The organism is Corynebacterium sp. HMSC072A02 (assembly GCF_001810085.1).
Taxonomy (GTDB): domain Bacteria; phylum Actinomycetota; class Actinomycetes; order Mycobacteriales; family Mycobacteriaceae; genus Corynebacterium; species Corynebacterium hesseae.
The window spans coordinates 1-25,018 of sequence record NZ_KV799843.1; the positions used below are offsets into that span (position 1 = coordinate 1).

The window sequence follows — 25,018 nt, forward strand, 5'->3', positions numbered from 1 at the left end:
ACCTTGTGCTCCCCGCGTGAGCGGGGATGAGCCGCGAAGAACTGCACGGCGGCGTTGATGTAGCAGGTGCTCCCCGCGTGAGCGGGGATGAGCCCCACTCGGGGGCGTCTGCGAGGTACACGGGTAACGTGCTCCCCGCGTGAGCGGGGATGAGCCGCTGCGCAGCACGTAGGGGTTACTACATTTGCGGTGCTCCCCGCGTGTGCGGGGATGAGCCCAACTAGGCCCGCGCCCTCACACCACTCGCTAAGTGCTCCCCACCTGACCGCGGAAGCGCTAGGACGACTACAGTCTGCTATAGTCGGATCTACTGTCGGGACGGCGTCCGTGCAGTTGTCGGAGAGTACGCCCCACGCACGTGGGGATAGCTCGTCTCGGGTCACTGACTTCGGGTCAAGCAACATGTATGCCCCACGCATGTGGGGATAACCTAGGTAGCGCTCACCACGTAAACAGGTATGAGTTTGTATAGACCGTTGGAAGCGTTGTGTCCAACGTGGAGTCGAGCGAGTTTCCCAGTCGTTGTTGTTTTCGATATGGCGTGCACTCCGTTGCAGAATTTCGCGCTTTTCTTCGCTGGAGTTTCAACACTGTCCTAATTTCGTAGTTTTTCTTTTCATGAGAAAACTAGGTCTTCTCCTTTCGCAGTACGCTAGGGTCAGTATCTGTGATTCAGGACGTCGACCCGCTCATCCATTCCCTGTACCAGGTCTTTGATCTCATCGGTGTGGTACTCAACGGCATTATCGGTGGCACGATTGCACGCCGTAGGGAATTCGACATTATTGGCTTCGTCTTTCTGGCGCTCTTTTCGGCGCTGGCTGGCGGCATGATCCGTGACATGCTGATCGCCAGCGGTCCGGCTGCGGCTATCTCTGATCCGCTGTATCTCACGCTGGCGTGTGTGGGCGCGCTCATTGCTTTCTTGACGGACCTGAAGGGCAAGGCCTGGGAAATCTTCCTCGAGCACGCGGATGCTGTCATCTTGGGCGTATGGTGCACGACTGGATGCGTGAAGGCGCTGACCCATGGAATGCCGTTCATCGCCTGCGTATTCTTGGGCGTTTTGACCGCAGTGGGTGGCGGAATGGTACGCGATGTTGCTTCCGGCCAGATTCCCTCGGTCTTTGGCGGCAGCCCACTCTATGCCGTGCCGGCGGTGCTTACAGGAATCGTGATGGCATCCTTCGCGCACTTTGACAAGTTTGCCCTCGGCATGGTCATCTCGCCCTTCGTGGGCTTTGGCCTAGCAGTTATGGCGTATTGGCGCGGATGGGTGCTTCCGCGCGCTGGCATTGCTCCCTTGAACTACACCGCGGCGCAGGTGGCATCGATTGCACGGAAAGCTGAAATTAGGGGCTTTCGGCGAGGCCGTAGAAAACGTAAATAGGTTCTCGGCCGGACCTCGGCCTATCTACAGCTCCTATTGGTTGCTGATTTCTTGGTTTTGATTAGACCTGTTTATTTTCCTCGGGATTTACAGCAAGTTCGTTAGCCGCAGGCTTTTGTTGGTTTCGGTTGAGGAAAGTCCTCACGAGAGGAGTAAGGGATGCTAAGCCAAGGATCGTAGCGCCGACGAAAGACTCCGGTGGCTCCAGAAAGAGCAAACAGCAGAAAATGCCGGCAATGGAAGCGAATGTAATGAACGCGGCGACGCGAAAGCCAGCCTTGGCCTCCCAAAGGGCGTGATCGAACGCCTTCTGAGTGTTCAGCCGATCCGCAATTGTGTCTTCGTGGGCGTCGTCCAGAATTCGCTCGCCAAGCCCTGGCTGAATTTTCTCGCAACCATTGATGATGTGGGGTGGAGGAATGGGGCCGGCGTACGTATGGCCGATAATGGGGCCATATTCAATTAATTGCCCGTCGATCCCTGGGATTGCCGGTTGATTTGGCGGCTGATCCTGCCCCCAATTTGGTTGAATACGCGGGTCTGTCGGGTCTGAGTGCTGCGACGGGCGACCGACAGGGCCTTGTCTACCTGACCCGAGTGGCTGAAGGTGATCTTGTCCATCCCGCGCACCGTGGAGTGGAACATCGTCATGACTCAGACCGTACCTTTTCTATGGTTCGTCTGCCTGAGTTACACAATAAATGAGAGGAATAGGCGGGATTGGAGCTGTAGTGAGCAGCCGGACGCAACTGCCGTTTTCTCTGCTGTCACATCCGTATACCCCTGTGTGATGATGCCCGCGGAAAGAGTCTCGCTAGGGCCTCGCTAGCGAGTCTTCTTACTGCCGTCAAAGTCAAAACGAAACACCGCTCTCCTGTGTCAATACAGGTAGAACGGTGCATTATTTTGCTTCCCCACCAGGACTCGAACCTAGAATGACGGTACCAAAAACCGTAGTGTTGCCGATTACACCATGGGGAAACGCGCCCACATTATGAGCGCTGGGGGACATGTTACCCGACGGGTGCGTATCAGACCTAAACCGGTGGCCAAGACTCGCGTTCCCGTTGCTTGCGGCTTACTTTTAGCTGGTGCGGGCCATGTCCGGTGAGGGAGATACAGTAGAAGACATGGTTCGACAAAGGATGACCGGGCGTGAGCGCCGTGAGCAGTTGATCTCCATTGGCCGTGCGGCCTTCGCAGAGCGCGGTTTCGATGGCGCCAGCGTGGAGGACATTGCGGCACGCGCCGGTGTGTCTAAGCCAGTGGTCTACGAGCATTTCGGCGGCAAGGAAGGCCTCTACGCCGTCGTCATTGATCGCGAGCTTGTCGCCTTGGAGAAGGTCGTGACGGAATCGCTACAGACGGGTTCTTGGCGCGAGCGCATCGAGCAGGGGGTCGTCGCGCTGCTGACTTATGTGGAAGAGGAAACCGATGGTTTCTTGATCCTCGTGCGCGATTCCAAGCCAGGGGATGAGCGTAGTTTCTCCACGTTGTTGAATGCAGCAGTTAATCAGATCGCGCACATCCTCGGTGAGGCCTTTGAACACCGCGGGCTCGACCCAGAGCTGGCGGTGCTTTACGGCCAGGCGCTCGTCGGCATGGTGGCCACCACAGCCCAGTGGTGGCTGGATGAGCGTGAGCCTTCGCGTGAGACAGTTGCCGCGCACATCGTTAATCTGTGCTGGAATGGTCTTTCCGGCATGGAAGCAGCACCGAAGTTGAAGGGAGCCAAGTAGGTGGCAACGCCGATGCTGGGCGGGCTTTTAAAAGTAGCCGCCTCAGATCCGAAACTTAAAGGCCTCGCCTCCCAAGCGGGGGAAGCCTCATTGCACATTACTGGCATCGACCAGGCCCGCCCCTGGGCCATCGGTACCTTGGCGCACCACGCACCGGTGCTGGTGGTGACCGCCTCCGGGCGCGAGGCGGAGGACCTTACCGCGGAGCTGACAGCCATGCTGGGGGATAAGGTCGCTTACTTCCCGGCATGGGAGACGCTTCCGCATGAGCGGTTGTCGCCGGCCGCGGATATCGTCGGCAAGCGCGCGCGTGTGCTCGACCTCGTGGGAGCGGGCAAAGCCCAGGTCGTGGTGACCTCCGCCCGCGGGTACTGCCAGCCCATCCTGAGCAAGGTGGAGGGCCGCGCGCCCATTTTCCTGAAGGAAGAGGACGAGCACGAGCTCGCGCATATCCTGTCGGAGCTAGAGTTTCGTGCTTACAAGCACGTGGACATGGTGGCCAAGCGCGGTGAGTACGCCACGCGCGGCGGCATCCTTGATGTTTTCCCCACCACGTCGGATTACCCGGTGCGCGTGGAGTTCTGGGGTGATGAGATTACGGATATCCGTCAGTTCTCCGTGGCTGACCAGCGTGCCATCCCCGAGATCGAGGTGGGAGAGGTCGCTATCTATCCCGCCCGCGAGCTGCCGATCACCAATGAGGTAGCCGCGCGCGCCCGCGAGCTGGCGCAGAAGTTTGGGGGCAACGCAGCACTGGCGGAGCTGTTGACCAAGGTAGGGGAGCACATCCCGGCCGAAGGTATGGAGGCTGTGCTGGCCGTGCTTGCCGACGCCCCCTTCGTCACCCTCCCCGAACTGCTTGCGGAAGGCACGCACGTGCTGCTTGTGGCGCCGGAGAAAATCCGCACCCGTATTGCAGACTTGGAATCCACCGATGCCGAGTTCTTGGCTGCTGGCTGGGAGGCCGCCGCGATGGGCGCGGATGGTCCGCTGGCGGCCGAGGGCTTGGACACTTCGGCGTCGAGTTATCGCTCCTATGAGTCGTTGGAAGCGACGTGCCGGAATATCGAGGCCCCGTTGTGGACTTTTGCCCCGCCGGGGATGTTTGCGGCGGCTGAATCGGAGACTCTGCCGCTGGACTTTGAGCCCGGACCTACTCCGCGCGGTGATATCTCAGAGATCGATGCCATGATGGCACAGCTTCTGGCGCACACCACGGCCGGCGGGCGTGCCGCCTTCATCGCGCCTGCGCAGGGTGCTATCAAGCGCATGGTGGAGCGCTTTGCGGAAAAGGGCATCCCCACCAAGGTCGCCACGCCAGGGTGGGAGCCGAGCCCCGGTGAGGTCACCCTCTACCAGGCCTTGTCCCATGCTGGTCTGGTGTTCCCGAAGGTGCGCAAGCTCAAGGACGCTGAGGCGTTGCCGCTGGTCGTCATTACGGAAACGGATCTCACGGGTAACCGTGTAGGCGATATTGCGGGGGCGAAGCGTCGCCCAGCAAAGCGCCGCAACCGCGTGGATCCCCTCGCCCTGAAGCAGGGCGACTACGTGGTGCATGAGACCCATGGCATCGGCAAGTTCCTCAAGATGGCCGAGCGCACCGTCCAATCCGGTGATGAGACCTCCCGCCGCGAATACATCGTGTTGGAGTATGCCGCCTCCAAGCGCGGCCAGCCGGCTGATCAGCTGTGGGTCCCCATGGATTCGCTGGATCTGCTGAGCAAATACACCGGCGGCGAGACGCCGACGTTGTCCAAGATGGGCGGCTCGGACTGGAAGAACACCAAGAAGAAGGCGCGCGCCGCGGTGCGCGAGATCGCCGGTGAGCTGGTGGAACTCTATGCCAAGCGCCAGGCCGCACCCGGTCACCAGTTTGGCCCCGATACCCCGTGGCAGGCCGAGATGGAGGATAATTTCCCCTTCGTCGAGACCGAGGACCAAATGCTGGCCATCGACGCCGTCAAACAGGATATGGAATCCACGGTGCCGATGGACCGCGTGGTCGTCGGCGATGTGGGTTATGGCAAAACCGAGGTGGCCGTGCGCGCAGCCTTCAAGGCCGTACAGGACGGCAAGCAAGTCGCGGTCCTCGTGCCCACCACTTTGCTGGCCCAGCAGCACACCGATACTTTCCGCGAGCGCATGCAGGGCTTCCCGGTGGATATCGAGGTGCTTTCGCGCTTTACCTCGACCAAGGAATCCAAGGAGATTCTCGCCGGTTTGGCGGATGGTTCCGTAGACATCGTCATCGGTACCCACCGTTTGTTGCAGACTGGCGTTCAGTGGAAGAACTTGGGCCTCATCGTGGTGGATGAGGAGCAGCGTTTCGGTGTGGAGCACAAGGAGCACATCAAGGCGCTCAAGGCCAGCGTGGACGTGCTCACCATGTCCGCGACGCCGATTCCGCGCACCTTGGAGATGTCCATGGCGGGCATCCGCGAGATGTCCACCATCCTGACCCCGCCGGAGGACCGCCACCCGGTCCTGACCTATGTTGGCGCGTATGAGGATAAGCAGGTGGCCGCGGCCATCCGCCGCGAGCTGCTGCGCGACGGCCAAGTCTTCTTCATCCACAACAAGGTTGCGGATATCGAAAAGAAGGCCCGCGAGCTGCGGGACCTAGTCCCAGAAGCGCGAATCGTCGTGGCACACGGCCAGATGAACGAGGACGTCCTTGAGCGCACCGTCCAAGGATTCTGGGACCGCGAATTCGACGTCCTGGTGTGTACCACCATCGTGGAAACCGGCCTGGATATTGCGAACGCGAATACCCTCATCGTGGAAAACGCCCACCACATGGGCCTGTCCCAGCTGCACCAGCTGCGCGGGCGCGTGGGCCGCTCCCGCGAGCGCGGCTATGCCTACTTCCTGTACCCGAAGGGCGCCACGCTGACGGAAACTTCCTATGACCGCCTGGCCACTATCGCCCAAAACAACGATCTGGGCGCCGGTATGGCCGTGGCCATGAAGGACCTTGAGATGCGCGGTGCTGGCAACGTGCTGGGTGCTGAGCAATCGGGCCACATCGCCGGTGTGGGCTTTGACCTCTACGTGCGCCTTGTCGGTGAGGCAGTGGAGACCTTCAAGGCGCTCGCGCGTGGTGAGACCCCCGTGGTCACGGACGAAGGCCCGAAGGAAATCCGCATCGATCTTCCGGTGGATGCCCATATTCCGGAGTCCTATATCAACTCCGAGCGCTTGCGTTTGGAGGTCTACCGCAAGCTGGCGGCCTCCAAAGACAACGCGGACCTGGCTCATGTGGTGGAGGAAATGCAGGACCGCTACGGGCCCATTCCGGAGCCGGTCGAGCGCCTGCTCGCCGTGGCTCGCCTGCGCCACCAGGCCCGCCGGGCCGGGGTCAGCGATATCACGGTGCAGGGCACGCGCATCAAGGTCCATCCGGTGGAGCTGGCGGATTCCAAGCAGGTACGCCTCAAGCGCCTCTTCCCGGGCTCCAACTACCGTGCAGCGGCCAAGGCCATCCAGCTCAATTTCCCCAAGGCCGGACGCAACGTCACGGACCCCAAGTTGCGTGACATCGAACTCCTGCAGTGGGTGGCGGACTTCTTGGCTTCGATGTTCGAACTCGAGCGCGTCGACGTCAGCGGTGCTAAGACTAAGAAGAATGTCATTAGCGTAGGAGAAAAATAATGGACGCCAGCACCGCCGCCGGGATTTCTCGGGCCAATCCCAGAATCGTTTTAGTGGCGGTGTGGATGGCTGCCTCGCTGCTCAGCATCCCCGTCTCACTGGTGATTAAGTTCAGCGGTGAGAACGGTGGCTGGCTCACCTTCATGTTGATGATGTTCGGAGTAATCCTGGTTGGCATTTGGGTGCTGCTTGGTTTGCTCCCGCTGTTTATCCGCGGTGATTACACAAGCAAGCTGGGGTGGGCGTGGGTGTCGATGGCCTTGGTGTTCATCGGCTTTATCGTGGGCAATGCCAACGTGCCGGATTTTGGGGACGTCGGTCCGGCCACCGTTCCGACGTGGTGGTTTGGCAACGAGGAAGCGGCCTCGATTACTGGAGGCATCTTCCTCGTCATCAGCGCTATCGGCCACGTGTTGTGGATAGCAAGCTGCATCGCCTATGCGGTGCTATCGCGCCGCACGGCGCCCGAGGTTTTCTAGAGCGCCAAGCGGCCCGTGCTCAAGCCCCACACCGCGGCAACCGCGCCGATAACTACCAGCGCTACCACGAACCATTCGAAGGTGTTGAACACGCGCTCTTTCTTGTACAGGCGGGTGGCCACATAAGGAATCATGCTGGGGACCACGGCTAGCGCGCCGAGAAGAACATAAACCGGGTCGGCGGCATAGATGAGCCACAGGGAATAGATGAAGGCGACGAGGCCGATGCAGAGGTGGCGGCGATTCTCTCGGCGGCTCACCTCCGGACCTGAAATATCGAAGCGCACCCCTGCATGTGGGTGAGTCAGCCCCTTGCCGCGCACGGCCAAGAGGACCAGGTAAAGGGAAGAGAAGATGTAGGGCAGCAGGTACATGATGGTGGCCAGCTGCACCATGGCGTTATAAGAAGTTTCGTTGAGGAAGAAGACGATAACGAAGAGCTGAATCGTCAGCGTAGAAATCAGCTGCGCTACCCACGGCGCACCGGCGATGTTCACGGTGCCGATCTTGCGGGGGAGAAGACCATCGACAGCCATCATGACAATCGGTTCCGCGCACAGCATCTGCCAGGACACGTAGGCGCCGAGCACGGAGAGGCACAGGCCGAGGGAAATGAGAGCGCCGCCCCATTCGCCTACGGCCGCGGTGAGCACGGACGCCATCGAGTTATCCGGCAGCGCTGCGAGCTCTTCCTGGGTAAGCACGCCGAAGCTCAGCGTGGACACGGATACCAGCAACGCCAGAACGCTGATGAAGCCGATGACGGTAGCGCGGCCGACGTCGGCACGCGTGCGCGCCTGCTTGGAGTACACGGATGCGCCCTCCACGCCGATGAAGACCCACACGGTAAAGAGCATGATGCCCTGAATCTGCTCGAAGAGGGACTTATCGGAGGCCTCGCCCCAGAAGTCAAGAGTGAATTTGTCCCAGCTAAAGCCTACGAAAGCGAGGATGACGATGAAGGCGAGGATGGGGACGATCTTGGCGATGGACGTCACCATGTTCATGATCGCCGCCTGCTTAATTCCGCGCGCCAGCACAGCAAAGATTCCCCAGGACAACACCGATACGGCGATGGCGGAGACCCAGCGGTGGTCGGCGTCAAAGAAAGGCACGTAGTGGCCAATGGTGTTGAAGAACAGGGTGGCGTAGCCTACCTGCGCCATCACAGATCCTAGCCAGTAGCCCCAGCCGGACGTAAAGCCAATAAAGTCACCTAAGCCGGCGCGGACGTAGGAGTACACACCGGAGTCGAGGTGCGGCTTGCGGTGGGCAAGAATCTGGAAAACGAAAGCTACAGAGAGCATGCCGATGCCTGCGATGAGCCAGCCGATGAGCATGGCGCCAGGGCCGGCCACGGAGGCGATGTTCTGCGGAAGAGAGAAGATTCCGGCGCCCACCGTGGAACCGATGATGAGCGCGATGAGCGTCCACAACGTCACAGAGTGCGTGCGCGGCGATTCGGTGAGATTGGAAGTGGTCATTGGTTAAAAATACCCCTTCAGGCGGGCGTTTGTGCAACTGCAGCGAAAGTTCAAAGAACTGGGGACCTATACTCGTTGCTTATGACTGTCCTGTTGTTAGATCCGCGCTGGCCCACGTTAATCCCTATGGAGGCCGTTGGGAAACTGCAGGGCCCTGTTGTTTTCACTGATGAAGTTCCGGTGAAGGTGCGCTGGGACTTTGATTCACTGTTGTGCGGTGAGGATCCGGAAGGCCATGGTGTTGTGGTGAGCACAGATCCATCACACCCGCAGGTGCGCGCGCTTATCGACGCTGATGCGGACCTCATCCTCGCCCCCTCCCTTGAGGAACCGATGTGGAAGGCACGTGAGGTGATGTCGCGTGCGCGGCGCATCGGGGAGTGGGAGCGCGATCAAACCCACGAAACTTTGCTGCCGTATCTAGAAGAAGAGTCGGCGGAATTCGCCCAGGCGGTGCGGGAGCGTGCCACTGATTCCGAGTTGCTTAAGGAATTGGGCGATGTCTTCTTACAGGTCCTCTTTCACGCCGAGATCGCGGCACGCCGTGGGGCTTTTACTCTCGACGATGTTGCGATGTCCTTCGTCAACAAAATGCGCTCCCGCGCGCCCTACCTTTTCGACGGCACGGAGGACGTCGTGGGGGTAGAGGAGCAGGAGCGCCTGTGGGCCGAGGGTAAGGCCCGAGAAAAGAACTAGCCCTTCTGAATCATCGAGGACAGCAGGGGAGCGTAGTCAGCGATCGTGGAGGATAGGCCGGTACCGCCGGTTGCGAGAGTGTCTTCCTTGACGATCTTGCACTCGAGGGCGCGGTCGGCGGTCTGGCCGGAGTACTTCACGGCGGCCAAGGCCAGCGGGCCGAGTTCCTCAGAGTTGCCCAGTGCGGTGAGGTTCTTGGACAGCTGGTTGCGGGTGGTGTTCGGAGTAAGCAACTCACCCTCGGTGCTCTGATCAATCAGCGTCAGGGTGCTACGCAGGGTGTTGCAATCAGCGGACTGGATGCCCTGGGAGAGGAAGCCGCCCAGCTCAGTCAGGGAAGCGGCAGAAGCGGTGGCGGGGGTGATTGCGCCGAGGGCGACAACGGCGGAAGCAGTAGCGAGGATACGACGGATGGACATGGAACTCCTTGGCTAAGAGAAAGGCACGTTTCTAGAACGGACAGTGATAGAACGTGGAGCACCAGCAGGGCCTCGGCTCTCTGTTCAACGCTGCAGTGTAGCGCAGAATGTTACGCATGGGAACATTTGGACATAACTTTTGTTCCGCGATTGTCGTAGGTCTTGCCTATACGGTCGCCTCGTGGCGCCCTCTGTGTCGCTCGACCCCCTTCCTGCAACGGGCTGTAGTATTCACCTTTATGACGCAGGGGCTTAGGAGGATCGGGGGCTGTGGCCTCGGCATTGTCTTGGCCATCATTCTGATCATTTCCTTGGTGGCCTGGAGTCTTTCCTTCCTGGATAAACCATCCCCGTTCCGGCAGCTTTCCCCCGTCCCAGAGGAACTTCCACCCGTGGGCGGGGCAGAGGTGCCCGCTATTGATGTCGACGGGCCGGGGCGCACGGCGGACAAGCTGACGTGGTGGTCCGACCAGCTTGCCGACGCCACCAGTATCCCCGCCCAGGCATTGCGGGCCTACGGCAACGCCGAGCTGATCGCGCGGCAATCCTGGCCGAACTGTAATCTGCGCTGGAATACCCTCGCCGGTATCGGCTGGGTAGAAACTCGTCACGGGACCTATAATGGAAGCCTCTTCGACCGTTCCTCCCTTGATGAGAATGGTTATCCCGACCCGCCCATTGTGGGCATTCCTCTCGACGGAACTAACAACACCACTTTGGTTCCTGATAGCGATGGCGGCGCCATTGACGGCGATGTCGAGTTTGATCGGGCGGTTGGCCCCATGCAATTCATCGCTTCTTCGTGGGAGCATCTAGGCCGAGATGCCAACGGCGATGGCGTTGCTGATCCCAATCAAATCGACGATGCCGCGTTGGGTGCTGCCGCACTGCTGTGTCACGGAGATAGGGATCTTTCCACGCCAGAGGGATGGCGCTCGGCGGTCCTCAATTACAACCAATCCGAGGATTACCTGCGCAAAGTCGCAGCAGCCGCAAATTCCTACGCCATTGAACAGCCTGCCGTGTCCTAGCCTCTTTCTAGATCTATGTCACGTTGTCCGTTTCCGCCCGACATGTTCCGAAGTTTTCTGGAACAATTGTCCCCAGGTGGTTTGGGATCCCCTCCCAGAACACGAACCCAAGATCAATTTGGCTCTATAGGAGTGAAAGCAGCATGGCTGACATCATCCACGTAATGGCACGCGAAATTCTTGATTCCCGCGGCAACCCCACCGTTGAGGCTGAAGTATTCCTCGACGATGGTGCACGCGGTGTCGCCGGCGTTCCGTCTGGCGCTTCCACCGGTGTTCACGAGGCTCACGAGTTGCGTGACGGTGGTGACCGCTACTTGGGCAAGGGCGTTCTGAAGGCTGTTGAGAACGTCAACGAAGAGATTGCTGATGAACTTGCCGGCTTCGAGGCCGATGACCAGCGTCTCATCGACCAGGCCCTGATCAAGCTGGACGGCACGGATAACAAGTCCCGCCTCGGCGCCAACGCCATCCTGGGCGTGTCCATCGCAGCCGCCAAGGCCGCTGCCGAGTCTGCTGGCCTTCCGCTCTACCGCTACATTGGCGGCCCGAACGCTCATGTCCTGCCCGTTCCGATGATGAACATCGTCAACGGTGGTGCCCACGCTGACTCCGGCGTTGACGTTCAGGAGTTCATGATCGCCCCGATCGGTGCCGAGTCCTTCAGCGAGGCCCTGCGCATGGGCGCACAGGTCTACCACGCACTGAAGGCCGTTATTAAGTCCAAGGGCCTGTCCACCGGTCTGGGTGACGAGGGCGGATTCGCTCCGGAGGCTGAGTCCACGAAGGCAGCTCTGGACCTCATCGTTGAGGCCATCGAGAAGGCCGGCTTTAAGCCGGGCAAGGATGTCGCCCTGGCTCTCGACGTTGCATCCTCCGAGTTCTACAAGGACGGCAAGTATCACTTCGAGGGCGGCGAGCACACCGCTGAGGAGATGGCCAAGGTCTACGAGGACCTCATCGCCAACTACCCGATCGTGTCCATCGAGGACCCGCTGCAGGAAGATGACTGGGAGGGCTACACCAAGCTCACCGCAGCTATCGGTGACAAGGTGCAGATTGTCGGCGATGACTTCTTCGTCACCAACCCGGCTCGCCTGAAGGAAGGCATTGAGAAGAAGGCCGCCAACGCTCTGCTGGTGAAGGTTAACCAGATCGGTACCCTGACTGAGACCTTCGACGCCGTTGAGCTGGCACACCGCAATGGCTACCGCACCATGATGTCCCACCGCTCCGGTGAGACCGAGGACACCACCATTGCTGATCTCGCCGTTGCTCTGAACTGCGGCCAGATCAAGACCGGTGCTCCGGCCCGTTCTGAGCGCGTTGCCAAGTACAACCAGCTGCTGCGCATTGAGCAGGAACTGGGTGACGCCGCAGTTTACGCCGGCCGCTCCGCATTCCCGCGCTTCCAGGGCTAGGACTCAACTCCGGTTTCTAGCAGTGGTCTGCACAGACCACTCGCTGAACTACTGGTGAAACAAAAGGTGCCACAGAAACTGTGGCACCTTTTAGTCGTTTTGATCGTGGCACCTTTCCTGTTGTCCGGCCCCGAACAGGCCCAGCCCAAAACTTCTGAGGCGCATGTTATTTCTGGGACACGTCGCGCGCCGCACAGCACCTGGGCCGGTCCGGGATACAATGGCTTTCCGATGGCACGCACTACTTCTCCCCGCACGAAACGCCGGAACACCGTTCCGGTTCGCACGCGTGCCCGCGATGAGCAGCGAGCTAAACGGAAGAAAGCACCGGTGCAGGCCAAGGGGCTAGACATCCTCGGGATCGGCGTGATCATCGCTGTTGTTCTCGTAGTACTGCTATCCATTGCCGTTCCGCTGCGAAATTACTACCACGGCCAATCGGAGATTGCGCGGCTGGAAAGCTCAATCGTCGCCAAGCAGGCACAGAAGGATGACCTCCTCACGGAGATTGACAAGTACCGATCCGAGGAATACGTCAAGGAGGAGGCGCGCCGCCGCTTCGGTGTCATGGATGAAGGTGAGATGGCCTTTCGCATCATGGATCCGCGCATGGACTCTGGTGACACGGTGACCTCAGAGCGTCGTGAGGATGCCGACGACCGCGAGTGGTACACGGTGCTGTGGGATTCAGTATCGGAAGATGCGGAAAACCTACCGGAAACACCTGCTGAATAGGACTCATCCATATCTCCATGTCACAATGGTTCCTATGACCGTGACCGATGCTGACCTTGAAGTCGTCCGCGAACAGTTGGGTCGCGCCCCGCGCGGCGTCGTGGACATTGCTTACCGCACCCCGGACGGAGCCCCAGCGGTGATTAAAACCGCACCCAAGCTTCCCGACGGCACCCCGTTTCCCACCCTTTACTACCTCACCGACCCGCGCCTGACTGCCGAAGCATCGCGCCTTGAGGTCGCCCATGTCATGAAGTGGATGGAGCAGCGCCTCGCCCAAGAAGAGGACCTGCAGCAGGATTACCAGGCAGCGCACGAACACTACCTGGAAACCCGTAACGCCATGGAAGACCTGGGCACTGAGTTTTCAGGTGGCGGCATGCCAGAGCGCGTGAAGTGCCTCCACGTTCTCATCGCTTATGCCTTAGCTGAGGGGCCGGGCCGCGTGCGCTTTGGTACCGAGGCCGTCGCGATGGCTGCGGAGCACGGTAAACTCCGGGGAAGCGCCATCCCTGAGGATTGGCCCACCGTGGGGGACCTGGGCATCGACATGACCCAGTTCGATTTTTCTAACGCCGGTTAAAAGAAAGGCTAACCCTATGACTCGCGTCGCTGCTGTCGACTGCGGAACCAACTCCATTCGCCTGCTTATCAGCGAGGTTCAGGAGGATGGCAAGATCCGGGATATCACCCGCACGATGGAGATCGTTCGCCTTGGCCAGGGCGTCGATGCTACCGGTGAGTTTGATCCTGAAGCTCTTGCGCGGACTCGCGTAGCGCTCGAAGGCTACGTCAAACAAATGAAGTTTGAAAAGGTCGAGCGCGTGCGCATGGTCGCCACCTCGGCCACTCGTGATGCAAAGAACCACCGCGAGTTTTTCAACATGACCGAAGAGCTTCTCGGTGAAATCCAGCCGGGGGCTCGCGCGGAGGTAATTTCCGGTGAGGAAGAGGCACTGCTGTCCTTTACCGGTGCGGTGGGGGACCTGCACTCTGAGGAGGGCCCGTATTGCGTCATCGATTTGGGCGGTGGTTCGACAGAGTTCGTCGTGGGGACAATCGACGGCGAGATCCTCGGCTCGCACTCTGCTCAGATGGGGTGCGTGCGGCTTACCGAGCGCATCATGCGCACCGATCCTCCCACGGAGGCCGAGATTGAGATTGCTAGCGACTATGTTGCTGAGCGCATGGCCGAAGTGGAGAAGATCGTTCCTATCGACAAAGCCCTAACCTTCGTTGGCTGTGCCGGTACGTTTACGACTCTTTCGGCGCTTGCCCAGGGGATGGAGCGCTACGATGCCGACTCCATCCACGGTTCCGAGCTTCGCTTCGATGCGCTGCGGGTGCTCACCCGACAGATGATTGGTTTGCCTTCGGATGTGCGCGCTCTCAACCCCGTCATCCACCCTGGGCGCGCAGATGTCATCGGTGGCGGATGCGTGGCCATCGAGGGCATCATGACTATGATTGAGCGCAACAGTGAAGCCCGTTCCTTCTTCATCAGCGAGAAGGACATCCTCGACGGCATCATTAGCGGCCTCGCCGCCAGCTAGCGAGCTCAAACCAAAAGAGTTGCGCAGAAGCCGACCCTATTTTCAGTCCATGCCTACCCGTGCCCTAAGATGAGTGGGCACGGTTTGGCCCCCATAGCCCAATCGGCAGAGGCAGTCGACTTAAAATCGATTCAGTGTGGGTTCGAGTCCCACTGGGGGCACCATGTGAAGTCTCGAGACACCGTTCCGGTCGGTGTCTCGTTTTCTTTGCTGCACGTTTGTGTTTATCATTCGCCTTCTAGTTCAGTTCTAGTCGGCATTGTTCTTCGGATTTACCAGACTCAAGACAATTCGCCCAATCAATCTGGCCCTGCACCCACGGGCTCGGTTGTCTTGGTTGCTGTTGTTCTGGCGCTATCAGCCCTGCGCTGTGCTCGGCTTCGAGATATTCCTCGCCGCCAAGGGTGTCGAAGCACCACTGGGAGTAGGCAACGGTGCCATCAGACCATCGAGCTGGTCCGGGGGTCCCCTCAAGACATTCGAGAACGGTGGGCTCTGCAGGCACTTCGTCGGCCATAGGGGCGTCGGTTTCAGGTCGGACTGGCTCAGGTTGAAACTCCTCGGATGTAGTCGACGGCTTCGTGGATTCATAGGCACTTGTGGCGCTAGTAATCGAGGGACTTTCGATGGTGCTCGAGATGTTGGTTCTAGTTGGGGTGGGCGCGGGCTCAGTGTCATTGCCACATCCGCCAAGGAACACCGCACTCGCTGTGAGTACAAAACAAAGCTTCTTCATCCGGATTACTCTCTTTCAAGGAAGGGATGGCCAGATGTATGGATAGTAGCCCTTTGCAACCGGTACGCGTGGGGTGAATGTCAAAACCGACAGCCGTAAGTGCTCACTATTTCCACACGTACTGGTCAATCACAGTGCTTGTCGACGCATTCCTGTTACGCGTGGACAATTTTGCGAATTTTGAGATTTTTGGGAACTTCCTAGCAGTGGGGCGCGTTGATCTTTATGAAACGACAAACAAGGCGGCCCTAGAGGCCGCTTTTTAGAGAAAGACTGTGAAAGGAATCGGGATTCGCGTGCGTTCTAGCAACCCCGTCATGAGTTCCCTCTCGTCCAGCCAAAATCAGACCCAGGGCGGCAATCCCTACGGTCAGAGCGATAATCCATTTATCCAGGAGAATCGCAGCGCCGATCGGCCGCTGACTGTTGATGATGTCGTGACCAAGACTGGCATTACTCTTGGCGTCATCATCGTCATGGCCGTGCTCAACTTTGCTGTTGGCGAGTTGATTAACCCAGGCATCGCGATGATTCTTACCTTGGTCGGTGCGCTCGGCGGTTTCATTACTGTTCTTGTCTCAACGTTTGGCAAGAAGTTTGGTTCTGCAGCCGTCACATTGATTTATGCCGTGTTTGAGGGCCTCTTTGTGGGCGGATTCTCCCTTATGTTTGCCGGCGTATCTTTCGGCAATTCCGATGGCATGGCAGTTATCGGCCAAGCAATCATGGGTACCGTAGGCGTCTTTATCGGCATGCTGATGGTCTACAAGACCGGTGCGGTAAAGGTCACCCCGAAGTTCAACAAGATCATGTTCGGCCTCATTGCCGGCGTGGCCGTGTTGGCTCTGGGTAACATGTTGGGCGCTATTTTCTTCGGCTTTAATCCGCTGCGTGATGGTGGCATGCTTTCCATCATCTTCTCCCTCGTCTGCATTGTTCTGGCGTCCTTGTCCTTTATGACAGACTTCGACCAGGCAGACCGCCTGATTCGCCAGGGTGCTCCGGCGCAGTATGCCTGGGGTATCGCTCTTGGTTTGGCCGTGACCTTGGTCTGGCTGTACACGGAGATTCTCCGTCTGCTGAGCTACTTCAGGGATTAAGTAGTCTCATACCGCTTCTGCGAATCCGGCGGCTGGCACCACAAGCCTCGTGGTTGCTGGCCGCCGGTTTCTTTGTGCGTGTGGCGCACATCTTTTGAAGTGGGGGCGCCCGTGAGGTGCGGGCGGGATCTTGCCCGACTTAGGTCATTTTAGTGCGGAAACCCCACCCCACCGCCGTAAACGCCCGGTAGCAATGTTAAGAGTGACGTTGCGGCACCCACCCAAGACCTAAGTCGGGACACAACGACCGTTTCTGTAGAGAACTGCATGTCTCTTCGCGAAACGGATTACCTTCCTTGCTCCCCTTGCAGCGCGCAACGTCGGCGTGCCTCCATCGACGTGCTGGAGGCATCTGACAAAGGGCGTCTGACAAAAGGCATCAGCCATAAGGCGTTTTCACGGCCAAAAACGCCCTTTACTCAGAGCAGATGGCGTTTTCAGGCTCAAAGATGCCTTCTGCCAGATGCCTTGTGCAGGACGCCTTCCTGACCTAGGCGGATTTAGTGCGGAACGATCCCGCCCCACCGCCGAACAACACCAGGTAGCAGTCTCAAGAGAGTCGGTGCTCACCCACCCATGACCTAAGTCGGGTCTTTTGGGGAAGGTGCGTAGCGCACGGTAGGTGCGAGCGGGATCTTGGCATCGACTGGTGCGAGTTGATACAGATTGCAACAGTGAGAACAGGATTTCCCTTCGCAAATATCCATTTTGCGTACCAATTGCGGTACAGGTGGCCAGTTCCTAAAGTCGTGTGACGTGGATGACTGCGGAGGAAGCTATGGTTGCAAAGATGGGGTGCTGTACGGTTCTTGTGGGTGAAATGTTCGAATTCTTGGATGGGTGAGTCTTGGCCTTGCTGCAAATGGGCGCCGTCCGTCGGAAGCTCGGCAACGACACCGGTAAGCATCTGTTTCTGCGCTTAGCTCTGAGCTTGCAGTGATCATGCCGGCGGATTGGGTTTCTCATGTTTCCCACAGGCGCGATGCTCTAAGGGGCGTGCAACAAAGGGGCAAGATTCTTGCTCAATCGACGAAAAACGACACCCCGAAAATTGACAGTGTTGTAATTCGGGTACCCCCAATTGGTTATAATCGGTAGCCAAGACACATGTAGTTCACGGTGCGTACTCAAGCTCTATACAGGCTGCGACCAGCTGTTATTGACGGATGATTCTATTAGAATGGTCGAATAGTTACAATAAATTTGTATATAGAAAATGACTAATTTGGCACTGGCGCGACTTCTTGTTCCTTCTCGTGCATTCTGGTCGCAGAAGTCGCTCGGAGCTTAAAGCTCAAGGGAGGGGCTTCTAACGGTCAGGAAAGTTAGTTGAAGGGACACCATGAAGCGAATCGGGGGCCTTGTGATGATGGCGGTTTGTATCGGGGTGCTGTCAAACTGCGCGTCACCGCTCGGCCTCAGTGTTCGTGGCGATGGTAGTAACGCGGGGGACTTTCGCAATTCTCCTGACATGAAAGCCGGCGGTGGCTCAGTGGACTCGGGGGTCGCTGATGCCACCGCCACGACGGCGCGAGAGTCTTTAGCTCCAAGTGAGCAGTCTCGTGCAGGCGGTGGGTTACTTCCGCCGCTCGGTGAATTTGACCGGACAGTGCCTGGATTCCAGGTGTTTGATCCTTGTTCAGAAATACCCAATGAAAAATTCTCGGAGTTGAGCTTAGAGATGACTTCGACTCCTGAAAGAGAGAGTGGGTACCGAACTTGCTATTTCTCAAAAGATTTGGGTAATGGCAGAGAAGCTGCTGTAGCCCTTGGAGCACAGCATGAGAAAATGGATAGCATTCGTGAGCTTTATCCTCAGGCTTTTCCATTTATGGAAGAAGTGAACGAAGATATCTACACCGTAGAAGACACATTTGTGAGGGGCACGAGTTGCACGTCTTACGTTGAAACTATTCGTGGTGTCGTTTCAGTTGCATGGACGGAACTAGCTGCCGAGGTTTCAATGAAGGAAAAATGTGAACAATCAAGAAACTTACTTTTAGAACTTGTCTAAATAGAGGGGCTCGGGAAATGATCATTAACCAAAATGCGCTATCGCAAGAAGTATCGCGTGTATCTGAACTTGGGAAGAGACTTCAACATGCCTCGAGTGGCGCGCACAGTCCACTCGATGGTGGATTCTCCACCATCACCGGCCTAAGTGAGGTCGGCACAATCCACCAGCGTGTGCTGGCAACGGATCCGGGGTCGGCGCGAAATTCTTTAGAGGGGTTTAGGGGACAGGTTTCTTGGCTCGGGGAGACACTCAAAACTGAGCTAGCAAGCTTCGAATCGCAGGATGAGCTTACGAGTCGGGGGTTGGATGTCGCTGACGCTGGTGGGGGAGGCGGGGCGGTATCGATGCCGATCGTGTCGCAACCAGACCCGGGATACAGCCCGTTTGGGTTTACCATCCCGATCGTGGACACCGGTGCTTCCATCATGGGCTTAGCATCGAATCTGTTTAGCACGCGCTTCTGGGATGTGTCGGAAGCGAATGCGCGGTGGGGCGCTTTGAGTGGGGAAGTCGCAGAAATCGTTGCGGGTCTTGAAAACTCGGCCGCGTCTTTGGAAGCCGAGAACGACAGTGAAGCCACCACACGCGCAGCGCAGAAGATTCGTGAAGTTGCGCAGGCGGGTACACACTTCATTGCCAATGCGAGCGTCATGCAACAGAAGCTGTTCGGCTTCCAAGCGCAGCTGATGAATGTTCAGCCGGAAGCCATTGCCTTGGCCTTTGAGGTGGCGGCAATCCCAGAGCCTGCTACGCGTCAAGCCGCTGAACAAGCAGCCTTGGTCTATATGCAGGGCGTCCTTCAGCAGCAAGTGATTTCCGCTATGCCGTATCAGCATGCGCTTATGGACGCAGCGCCGCCCAGCGGCGGCGGAGACACCAGTACCCACTTTGGGGCAGTCATGGGCGACGGAAATCGCTACAACACCGATGGAGTCACATGGCCGAAGCCAATAGCCGAAGCGATAGAAAACGGCACCATGGGCCCAGGCTCCTTTGGCGTTGCGGATGGCCACATCCAAGGTCTGGAAAGCGTGGGGATGGGGGCTGACGATATCGCGCGCTTTCACAATGAGCTACACAATCGTGGGCGCAGCATCCTCAGCGAGCTTGGTTTCGGAGACGCATTAGCGCCGATCAATGCAGGCGAGGTGAATACCTCGGCTGCCAACGCAGGCTTGAGCGCCCTTGATCCCGTTCGGGGAGGAGCGCCAGGATCGTTGGCAGCTACCAGCGGAGCGGCAAACATGCCAGCTGGTGTAAACGGGCTCGGAGGTCTAGGCAGCGGCGCTGTAGGCCAGGGATTGGGAGCCATCGGTCTTGCTGATGGCCGTGGGAACAAGCTTCCCGGAGGCGTGGCAGGCCACAGCGGTCGCTTGCCGGAAATGTCGGCGAATCCAACGACAAACGCAGCGGGGTTCGGAGGCGCGGGCGCTTCATTCGGTGGGCCGCAGACCGGAACGCATCCGGTATTAGGAGGCCTTCCTGGGGCCGTAACGGGAACTGGACAACAGAGGGAAGGGCGGACGTCGCTAAGCGGAGGCGGCCTCGTCGGAGGTGGTGCCATCAGTACGGGAGGTTCCGGGGGCGTCGGCAACGCTGGTGGCGCTGGTGGTGTCCTGGGAGCCCCGGGCGGAGCGGGTAGTGCGAGGCAGGGCGTCGGCAGTGCCCGCGGTGCGGGGATGCGCATGATGCCCATGATGGGTGGCATGGCACGCGGCGGCGAAGGCGAAAGGCGGGTCAAGTCCGTCACGACTCAAGTAGAACGCGACCCCAACCGCCGTGATCTACTCGGCGAAGCACCCGCAGTACTGCCAGGGGTTATCGGGGATTGGGTCCGGGAGGCAAAGTAGAAAAAGACGACGGACCCCAGAAAGCTAAAAGCGGCGCCCCAACTATCGGGACGCCGCTTCTTTGCCAGTTGCCGTTGAACCTACTGCTGAACCGGAGCAGTGGTGTATTCAGCCGGAGCAACCTCGGTTGCAGCAACGGCTTCGGACTCAGTGGCTGCTTCGGACTCAGCCGCAGCCTCGGAGGGGGCGGCTGCACCTGCGCCGGGAGCCTCACCGGCAAAGGAAGCGCCGGTGTCAACCTTCTCAGAGGAATCCTGTTGGTTCGGAGGGTGGCAGGCAGCGAGGGTGAGGCCAGCGGAGAAAACCAAACCAGCGGCAGCGAAACGAGTGAACTTCTTCATGGGTTAAAACTCTTTCTCGGAAAAACGATGACCTAAGAGCAGTATAAATTAGGACTTGCGCGGAGTGGCAGCCTTTGCGGAATCATAAGGTGCCGCAGAGACCACGGTGACCGACAAGGTCTTGCCATTCGGCGCCGTGTACTCGCGGGTCTCGCCCTCAGCAGCACCCAGGAGTGCAGCGCCCAGCGGGGACTGCTCGGAGTAGGTCTCCAAGTCCTTGTTATCGGAAGCAGCGGCGCGGGTACCGATGAGGAAGGTCTCGCGGTCCTCCTCGTCGCCGTTGTAGTACACGTGCACAACGGAACCGATGTGGGCAACACCCTCCTGGACGGCGGTGCGCTCGGTGGTGGAGTTCGCCAGAACCTCGGAGATCTGCTTGATGCGGGCCTCTTCCTGGTCCTGCATCTCACGGGCTGCGTCGTAACCCGCGTTCTCCTTGAGGTCACCTTCCTCGCGGCGCTCATTAATCTCCGCGGCGACGACCGGGCGGTGGTCGATGAGGGCCTGCAGCTCGGCCTCGAGCTTGGCCTTGGTTTCCGGGGTAATGTACTGCTTCTGCTGCTCAGCCATAGTGCAACCTTCCGTTTACGGTTCCTAATGAACGGGTCTACTTCTCATTGGATGGGCCAGAAAGCGCAGGTGGCGCGGCCCATTCAGAACGCTCAACATACTAGCACAGCTGGGCTTTTACTCGCCGGTAGCCTCACCCGCTGTATCCATCGTGCTGGTGTCCAAATAGGACGGGATGCTTCCGGAGCAACCGTAGGCGCCACCGGCGACGGCTCTGTGGTTGGTGGGGATATCCACCGCGATGCGTTGAGCGGACTCACCGCCAGCAGGCACGGCGACCTCGCGGCGCCCCACCTCAGCCTTGGAGTAGTCGAAGGCCTGGACAATGCAGTATGCAGGTTCTTCCACGCGGTTGCGGGTGATGTCTACCCACACGCGCGCTGTGTCATCAGACAGAATCTCGTGGGTGACGTAGGAGATATCTGCGTTGACCTTTTGCTGGCTGCGGAAATACTGAACGCCGTAGACAATGGCCGCAATCAACATAGCCAGGAATACCAGCACCAGTGCCCGGTTGGTCCATGAACCTTTTGTGCGAGTGGACTGAGAGGAAGAACCGTAGCGGGACTGCGAGCGTGCGGGTTGAGAAGCAGGTTGGGCGTCAGACATGAGTCTGATTCTATCCAACAGTCGCCGCGAAGAAACTATCCACTAGACTAGGCCTCTGTTTAATGCCTCTGTATTAATGAGGCGAAGTAGGGACGATGTAGGGAGATGTATCACCCAGTGAGCACGAAGCGCCTTTTGGCTATCCACGCGCACCCTGACGATGAGTCCTCGAAGGGTGCTGCGACGACAGCAAAATATGCCGCGGAGGGGGCGGAAGTCCTCGTCGTGACCTGCACCGGTGGCGAGAGGGGAGATATTATCAACCCGGCCATGGATCGCCCCGGTGTCCTTGAGAATATGGGCAGCATTCGCCGTGAGGAAATGGCGAAAGCAGCCGCCGCCTTGGGCGTGCAACATCGCTGGCTTGGGCACATTGATTCGGGCCTTCCTGGTAACCCGCTCGCGCCCAATATCAAGGACTTACTACCTGAGGGCTGCTTTGCGCTTAAGGAAGATGATGACGTAGCCCAAGAGCTGGTTGAAATCATCCGTGAGTTCCGGCCCCACGTCATTATTACCTACGACGAGAACGGCGGCTATCCGCACCCGGATCACCTCATGGTGTACCGCGCGTCCATGCTGGCGTGGGAAAACGCGGGTGACGCGGCATACCACCCAGAATTGGGTGAGCCGTGGGAGCCGCAGAAGCTGTACTACACGCATGGCTTCGTATACCAAAGGATGAAGATCTTCCATGATCTTCTTCTGGAGGAAGGCAAGATCAGTCCATATGAGCCGATGCTGGCGCGCTGGGATACGACGTTCGGAGACATCATGGCGCGGGTAACCACACAGGTCGAATGCGCGGATTACTTCCAGAATCGTGAGGATGCGCTCCGTGCGCACGCAACCCAAATTGATCCAGCCGGTGCCTTCCTAGCCACGCCCGTGTCCGTACAGCAGGAGCACTGGCCCACGGAGGAATTCGAGTTGGCCAAAACTCGCGTTTCTACTGCACTGCCGGAAGATGATTTATTTGCGGGAATTCCAGAAGTAGGGGAGTCTTAAAGCATGAACGCTTTCTACCTCGCAGCGCACGACGTCGCCCTGCTCGCCCAAGGAAGCCAAAGCGGGCCGGTTGGACCGGAGTTTGGTAAGGCTTCGCCTATTGGTCTGCTCATCCTCGCACTGATGGGTGTTGCTGTCCTTTTTGCAGGCTGGAATTTTCACCGCCGCTATTCGCGCTTCCGTCGTCGAACCATGTTTGCGCAGGATCACGGCATCGATCCGTTCAATGATGAGGCGATCGATTCAGCAATGAAGGAAGCCGGCATCCTCGATAACAGCAAGAAGTCCATCTTTTAAGGTAGAGGACGATTCCCACCGTGAAGTTCCTAAGCCAGCTCCTGTACCCCCTGTACGAAGCGCGTCTGACACGTGAAATCAAGAACAAGCCGCAACCACGCCACGTGGCAATCATGGCTGATGGCAACCGCCGCTGGGCGCGCGAGGCTGGATTTACGGATATCAGCCACGGCCACCGGCAGGGCGCGCGGAAGATCAGCGAGATGATCTCCTGGTGCCAGGGCACCGACATCGAGGTTGTCACTATCTACCTGCTCTCGACGGAGAACCTGAAGCGCAGCGAGCAGGAGGTGCAGCTGCTCTTCGACATCATCTCGGATGTCGTCACGCACCTCTCCCAAGGGGACTTGGATTGCCAGATCCGGCTCGTTGGGCACCTAGATCTGCTCCCTGAACAGGTCACGGCCAAGATGCAAAGCGCGGCTGAGGCTACGGAGGATCACCAGGGCGTCATCGTCAACATTGCGGTCGGTTATGGTGGGCGCCAGGAGATTGTGGACGCCGTGCAGAGTTTCATTCGTGGCGAAGCCCGCAAGGGGTTGAGCGCTGAGGAAATTGCGGACAACGTGACGGCGGAGGCCATTACGGGCAACCTCTATACCAAGGGTTTGCCTGACCCCGATCTCGTCATTCGTACCTCCGGCGAGCAGAGGCTGTCCGGCTTTCTGCTGTGGCAGGCCGCTTACTCGGAGATCTGGTTCACGGATACCTATTGGCCCGCATTCCGCCGGGTGGATTTCCTGCGCGCCTTGCGTGACTATTCACAGCGCTCGCGCCGCTTCGGCCGCTAGCTCTGGCGATCGGGCTAGAGCTTACGCATCCTCACCCGGTCAACCAGGTGGTGCGAGCCCTTGCACAGAACCAGGGAGGCGCGTACCCGGGTGGGCAAAATGTTCTCGATGAGGTTGGGCAGGTTGATGGACTGCCAGATTTCACGGGCCTGCACGTAGGCCTCCTCGTCCGTCATGTCCGCGAAGGACGCGAAGTGCGCCCCTGGTTCGCGGAAGGCAGTGTGGCGGAGCTTGAGGAAGCGATCAATGTACCACTTTTCGATGTCGTCGACTCGGGCGTCCACGTAAACAGAGAAGTCGAACAGGTCCGAAACCATGAGGGTCGGCCCGGTTTGTAAGACGTTGAGGCCTTCCAAAATGAGGATGTCCGGCTGGCGAACCTCCTGAAACTCACCAGGAACAATGTCATAAGACACATGCGAGTACAACGGTGCGGTTACCAGCGGCTTGCCGGACTTAACGTCGGTAACAAAACGCATGAGCGCGCGACGGTCATAAGACTCCGGGTAGCCCTTGCGCTGCATAAGCCCGTGCTCTTTAAGATACGCGGTGGGGTAGAGGAACCCGTCGGTGGTGACCAGATCAACCTTCGGGTGGGAATCCCAGCGCTGTAGAAGAACTTGGAGCAAGCGCGCGGTCGTTGACTTGCCCACCGCGACGGAGCCGGCAACGCCGATGACGAAAGGAACGTGCGTGGGTGGGTTTCCTAAGAATGCCTCGGTAGCGGTGGTGAGTTTTTGGCGGGCCTCAACCTGCATGTGAATAAGACGGGATAACGGCAGATAGACCTCAGCCACCTCAGTGAGGTCGATGCGGTCACCGATGCCACGAAGTTTTTCCACCTCGGTCGCCGTTAGCACCTGTGGCATGGATTTACGCAGGGCACGCCACGTATCGCGGTCAAAATCGAGGTACGGGCTCGCATCGGTCATTCGCGCCATGCCGACTATTGTTCCACTCAACAGAGCGCCTGTGGCAATCGCCCCGAATGAAAAGATTCGAGGAGGCCCCCACGCGGGGGATGCGGGCGTTAGGATGTAGAACTAGCTTCCGCGATTGCAGAGCCGGTGGTGTCGTGCCGCGGGCGGGCGCCGCGGGCTT

The 25,018-nt window shown here is 58.8% G+C and carries 23 protein-coding genes, 1 tRNA gene and 1 CRISPR repeat array; of the genes, 17 read left to right on the forward strand and 7 right to left on the reverse strand.

All coding sequences use genetic code 11. The features are described from left to right. Nucleotides 1–5 precede the first annotated feature (5 nt). Nucleotides 6–278: direct repeats of the CRISPR family, unit length 28 nt; unit sequence GTGCTCCCCGCGTGAGCGGGGATGAGCC. Nucleotides 279–670: 392 nt separating this feature from the next. Continuing rightward, nucleotides 671–1,390 carry a trimeric intracellular cation channel family protein gene (locus HMPREF2698_RS04795; RefSeq protein WP_180952106.1) on the forward strand — a complete coding sequence of 240 codons (720 nt, stop codon included), beginning with the start codon at nucleotides 671–673 and terminating at the stop codon, nucleotides 1,388–1,390. 462 nt (nucleotides 1,391–1,852) lie between these two features. On the opposite strand, the gene HMPREF2698_RS04800 is transcribed toward HMPREF2698_RS04795, so the two are convergent. Then, nucleotides 1,853–2,041 carry a hypothetical protein gene (locus HMPREF2698_RS04800; RefSeq protein ID WP_070562534.1) on the reverse strand — a complete coding sequence of 63 codons (189 nt, stop codon included), beginning with the start codon at nucleotides 2,039–2,041 and terminating at the stop codon, nucleotides 1,853–1,855. A 479-nt stretch (nucleotides 2,042–2,520) separates the two neighbouring features. Between HMPREF2698_RS04800 and HMPREF2698_RS04810 the strand changes: the two genes are divergently transcribed. The 3 genes from HMPREF2698_RS04810 to HMPREF2698_RS04820 are packed head-to-tail and all read left to right on the forward strand — an operon-like array spanning nucleotide 2,521 to nucleotide 7,259. After that, entirely contained in the window at nucleotides 2,521–3,129 is a 609-nt protein-coding gene (locus tag HMPREF2698_RS04810) for a TetR/AcrR family transcriptional regulator (RefSeq protein WP_070520882.1), read from the forward strand. A 12-nt stretch (nucleotides 3,130–3,141) separates the two neighbouring features. Further along, nucleotides 3,142–6,780, forward strand: a complete 3,639-nt coding sequence (gene mfd / locus HMPREF2698_RS04815; protein WP_070562600.1) for a transcription-repair coupling factor — start codon at nucleotides 3,142–3,144, stop codon at nucleotides 6,778–6,780. After that, nucleotides 6,780–7,259, forward strand: a complete 480-nt coding sequence (locus HMPREF2698_RS04820; RefSeq protein ID WP_070530565.1) for a hypothetical protein — start codon at nucleotides 6,780–6,782, stop codon at nucleotides 7,257–7,259. The genes mfd and HMPREF2698_RS04820 overlap by 1 nt, the downstream gene beginning before the upstream one ends. On the opposite strand, the gene HMPREF2698_RS04825 is transcribed toward HMPREF2698_RS04820, so the two are convergent. Further along, nucleotides 7,256–8,743: an amino acid permease gene (locus HMPREF2698_RS04825; protein WP_070562537.1), complete on the reverse strand. Its 1,488-nt coding sequence runs from the start codon at nucleotides 8,741–8,743 to the stop codon at nucleotides 7,256–7,258. The genes HMPREF2698_RS04820 and HMPREF2698_RS04825 overlap by 4 nt on opposite strands. A gap of 81 nt (nucleotides 8,744–8,824) precedes the next feature. On the opposite strand from HMPREF2698_RS04825, the gene HMPREF2698_RS04830 reads away from it, so the two are divergent. After that, entirely contained in the window at nucleotides 8,825–9,439 is a 615-nt protein-coding gene (locus HMPREF2698_RS04830; protein WP_070530561.1) for a MazG nucleotide pyrophosphohydrolase domain-containing protein, read from the forward strand. Here the strand turns inward: HMPREF2698_RS04830 and HMPREF2698_RS04835 are convergent. Then, entirely contained in the window at nucleotides 9,436–9,858 is a 423-nt protein-coding gene (locus HMPREF2698_RS04835; protein WP_070520896.1) for a hypothetical protein, read from the reverse strand. The genes HMPREF2698_RS04830 and HMPREF2698_RS04835 overlap by 4 nt on opposite strands. A gap of 239 nt (nucleotides 9,859–10,097) precedes the next feature. Between HMPREF2698_RS04835 and HMPREF2698_RS04840 the strand changes: the two genes are divergently transcribed. From HMPREF2698_RS04840 to HMPREF2698_RS04880, 9 genes are all read left to right on the forward strand, one after another. Continuing rightward, on the forward strand, nucleotides 10,098–10,889 hold the full coding sequence (locus HMPREF2698_RS04840; RefSeq protein WP_070562540.1) for a lysozyme family protein: 792 nt from the start codon (nucleotides 10,098–10,100) through the stop codon (nucleotides 10,887–10,889). Nucleotides 10,890–11,032: 143 nt separating this feature from the next. Further along, nucleotides 11,033–12,310: a phosphopyruvate hydratase gene (gene eno / locus HMPREF2698_RS04845; RefSeq protein WP_070520900.1), complete on the forward strand. Its 1,278-nt coding sequence runs from the start codon at nucleotides 11,033–11,035 to the stop codon at nucleotides 12,308–12,310. Nucleotides 12,311–12,541: 231 nt separating this feature from the next. Further along, nucleotides 12,542–13,045: a septum formation initiator family protein gene (locus HMPREF2698_RS04850; protein WP_070530555.1), complete on the forward strand. Its 504-nt coding sequence runs from the start codon at nucleotides 12,542–12,544 to the stop codon at nucleotides 13,043–13,045. Nucleotides 13,046–13,079: 34 nt separating this feature from the next. Beyond that, nucleotides 13,080–13,628: a DUF501 domain-containing protein gene (locus tag HMPREF2698_RS04855; RefSeq protein WP_070520905.1), complete on the forward strand. Its 549-nt coding sequence runs from the start codon at nucleotides 13,080–13,082 to the stop codon at nucleotides 13,626–13,628. Between the two features lie 16 nt (nucleotides 13,629–13,644). Then, the gene (locus HMPREF2698_RS04860; RefSeq protein ID WP_070562543.1) at nucleotides 13,645–14,598 is read left to right on the forward strand and encodes a Ppx/GppA phosphatase family protein; all 954 of its coding nucleotides are present in this window, start codon (nucleotides 13,645–13,647) and stop codon (nucleotides 14,596–14,598) included. A gap of 87 nt (nucleotides 14,599–14,685) precedes the next feature. Further along, nucleotides 14,686–14,762, forward strand: a tRNA-Leu gene (locus HMPREF2698_RS04865). 868 nt (nucleotides 14,763–15,630) lie between these two features. Further along, nucleotides 15,631–16,434 carry a Bax inhibitor-1/YccA family protein gene (locus HMPREF2698_RS04875; protein WP_070520914.1) on the forward strand — a complete coding sequence of 268 codons (804 nt, stop codon included), beginning with the start codon at nucleotides 15,631–15,633 and terminating at the stop codon, nucleotides 16,432–16,434. Between the two features lie 1,342 nt (nucleotides 16,435–17,776). Then, a complete protein-coding gene (locus tag HMPREF2698_RS13220; protein WP_141746443.1) occupies nucleotides 17,777–18,448 on the forward strand; it encodes a hypothetical protein in 672 nt (223 codons plus the stop codon). A gap of 347 nt (nucleotides 18,449–18,795) precedes the next feature. Further along, entirely contained in the window at nucleotides 18,796–20,301 is a 1,506-nt protein-coding gene (locus HMPREF2698_RS04880) for a hypothetical protein (RefSeq protein ID WP_070524015.1), read from the forward strand. 80 nt (nucleotides 20,302–20,381) lie between these two features. Here the strand turns inward: HMPREF2698_RS04880 and HMPREF2698_RS04885 are convergent, their stop codons facing one another. From HMPREF2698_RS04885 to HMPREF2698_RS04895, 3 genes are all read right to left on the reverse strand, one after another. Beyond that, nucleotides 20,382–20,642: a hypothetical protein gene (locus HMPREF2698_RS04885; protein ID WP_070523942.1), complete on the reverse strand. Its 261-nt coding sequence runs from the start codon at nucleotides 20,640–20,642 to the stop codon at nucleotides 20,382–20,384. A gap of 48 nt (nucleotides 20,643–20,690) precedes the next feature. Further along, on the reverse strand, nucleotides 20,691–21,212 hold the full coding sequence (gene greA, locus HMPREF2698_RS04890) for a transcription elongation factor GreA (RefSeq protein ID WP_010187368.1): 522 nt from the start codon (nucleotides 21,210–21,212) through the stop codon (nucleotides 20,691–20,693). A 117-nt stretch (nucleotides 21,213–21,329) separates the two neighbouring features. After that, nucleotides 21,330–21,821: a DUF4307 domain-containing protein gene (locus HMPREF2698_RS04895; RefSeq protein WP_070523944.1), complete on the reverse strand. Its 492-nt coding sequence runs from the start codon at nucleotides 21,819–21,821 to the stop codon at nucleotides 21,330–21,332. Between the two features lie 117 nt (nucleotides 21,822–21,938). On the opposite strand from HMPREF2698_RS04895, the gene mca reads away from it, so the two are divergent. Genes mca through HMPREF2698_RS04910 form a run of 3 tightly spaced genes read left to right on the forward strand, consistent with a single transcriptional unit; the run spans nucleotide 21,939 to nucleotide 23,917 of the window. Continuing rightward, the gene (gene mca / locus HMPREF2698_RS04900) at nucleotides 21,939–22,829 is read left to right on the forward strand and encodes a mycothiol conjugate amidase Mca (RefSeq protein ID WP_070524017.1); all 891 of its coding nucleotides are present in this window, start codon (nucleotides 21,939–21,941) and stop codon (nucleotides 22,827–22,829) included. 3 nt (nucleotides 22,830–22,832) lie between these two features. Beyond that, nucleotides 22,833–23,126, forward strand: a complete 294-nt coding sequence (locus HMPREF2698_RS04905; protein ID WP_070523946.1) for a hypothetical protein — start codon at nucleotides 22,833–22,835, stop codon at nucleotides 23,124–23,126. A gap of 20 nt (nucleotides 23,127–23,146) precedes the next feature. Then, nucleotides 23,147–23,917, forward strand: coding sequence for an isoprenyl transferase (locus tag HMPREF2698_RS04910; protein ID WP_070523948.1), 771 nt, complete (start codon nucleotides 23,147–23,149; stop codon nucleotides 23,915–23,917). A gap of 14 nt (nucleotides 23,918–23,931) precedes the next feature. Here the strand turns inward: HMPREF2698_RS04910 and coaA are convergent, their stop codons facing one another. Further along, on the reverse strand, nucleotides 23,932–24,858 hold the full coding sequence (coaA, locus tag HMPREF2698_RS04915; RefSeq protein ID WP_070523949.1) for a type I pantothenate kinase: 927 nt from the start codon (nucleotides 24,856–24,858) through the stop codon (nucleotides 23,932–23,934). Nucleotides 24,859–25,018 lie beyond the last annotated feature (160 nt).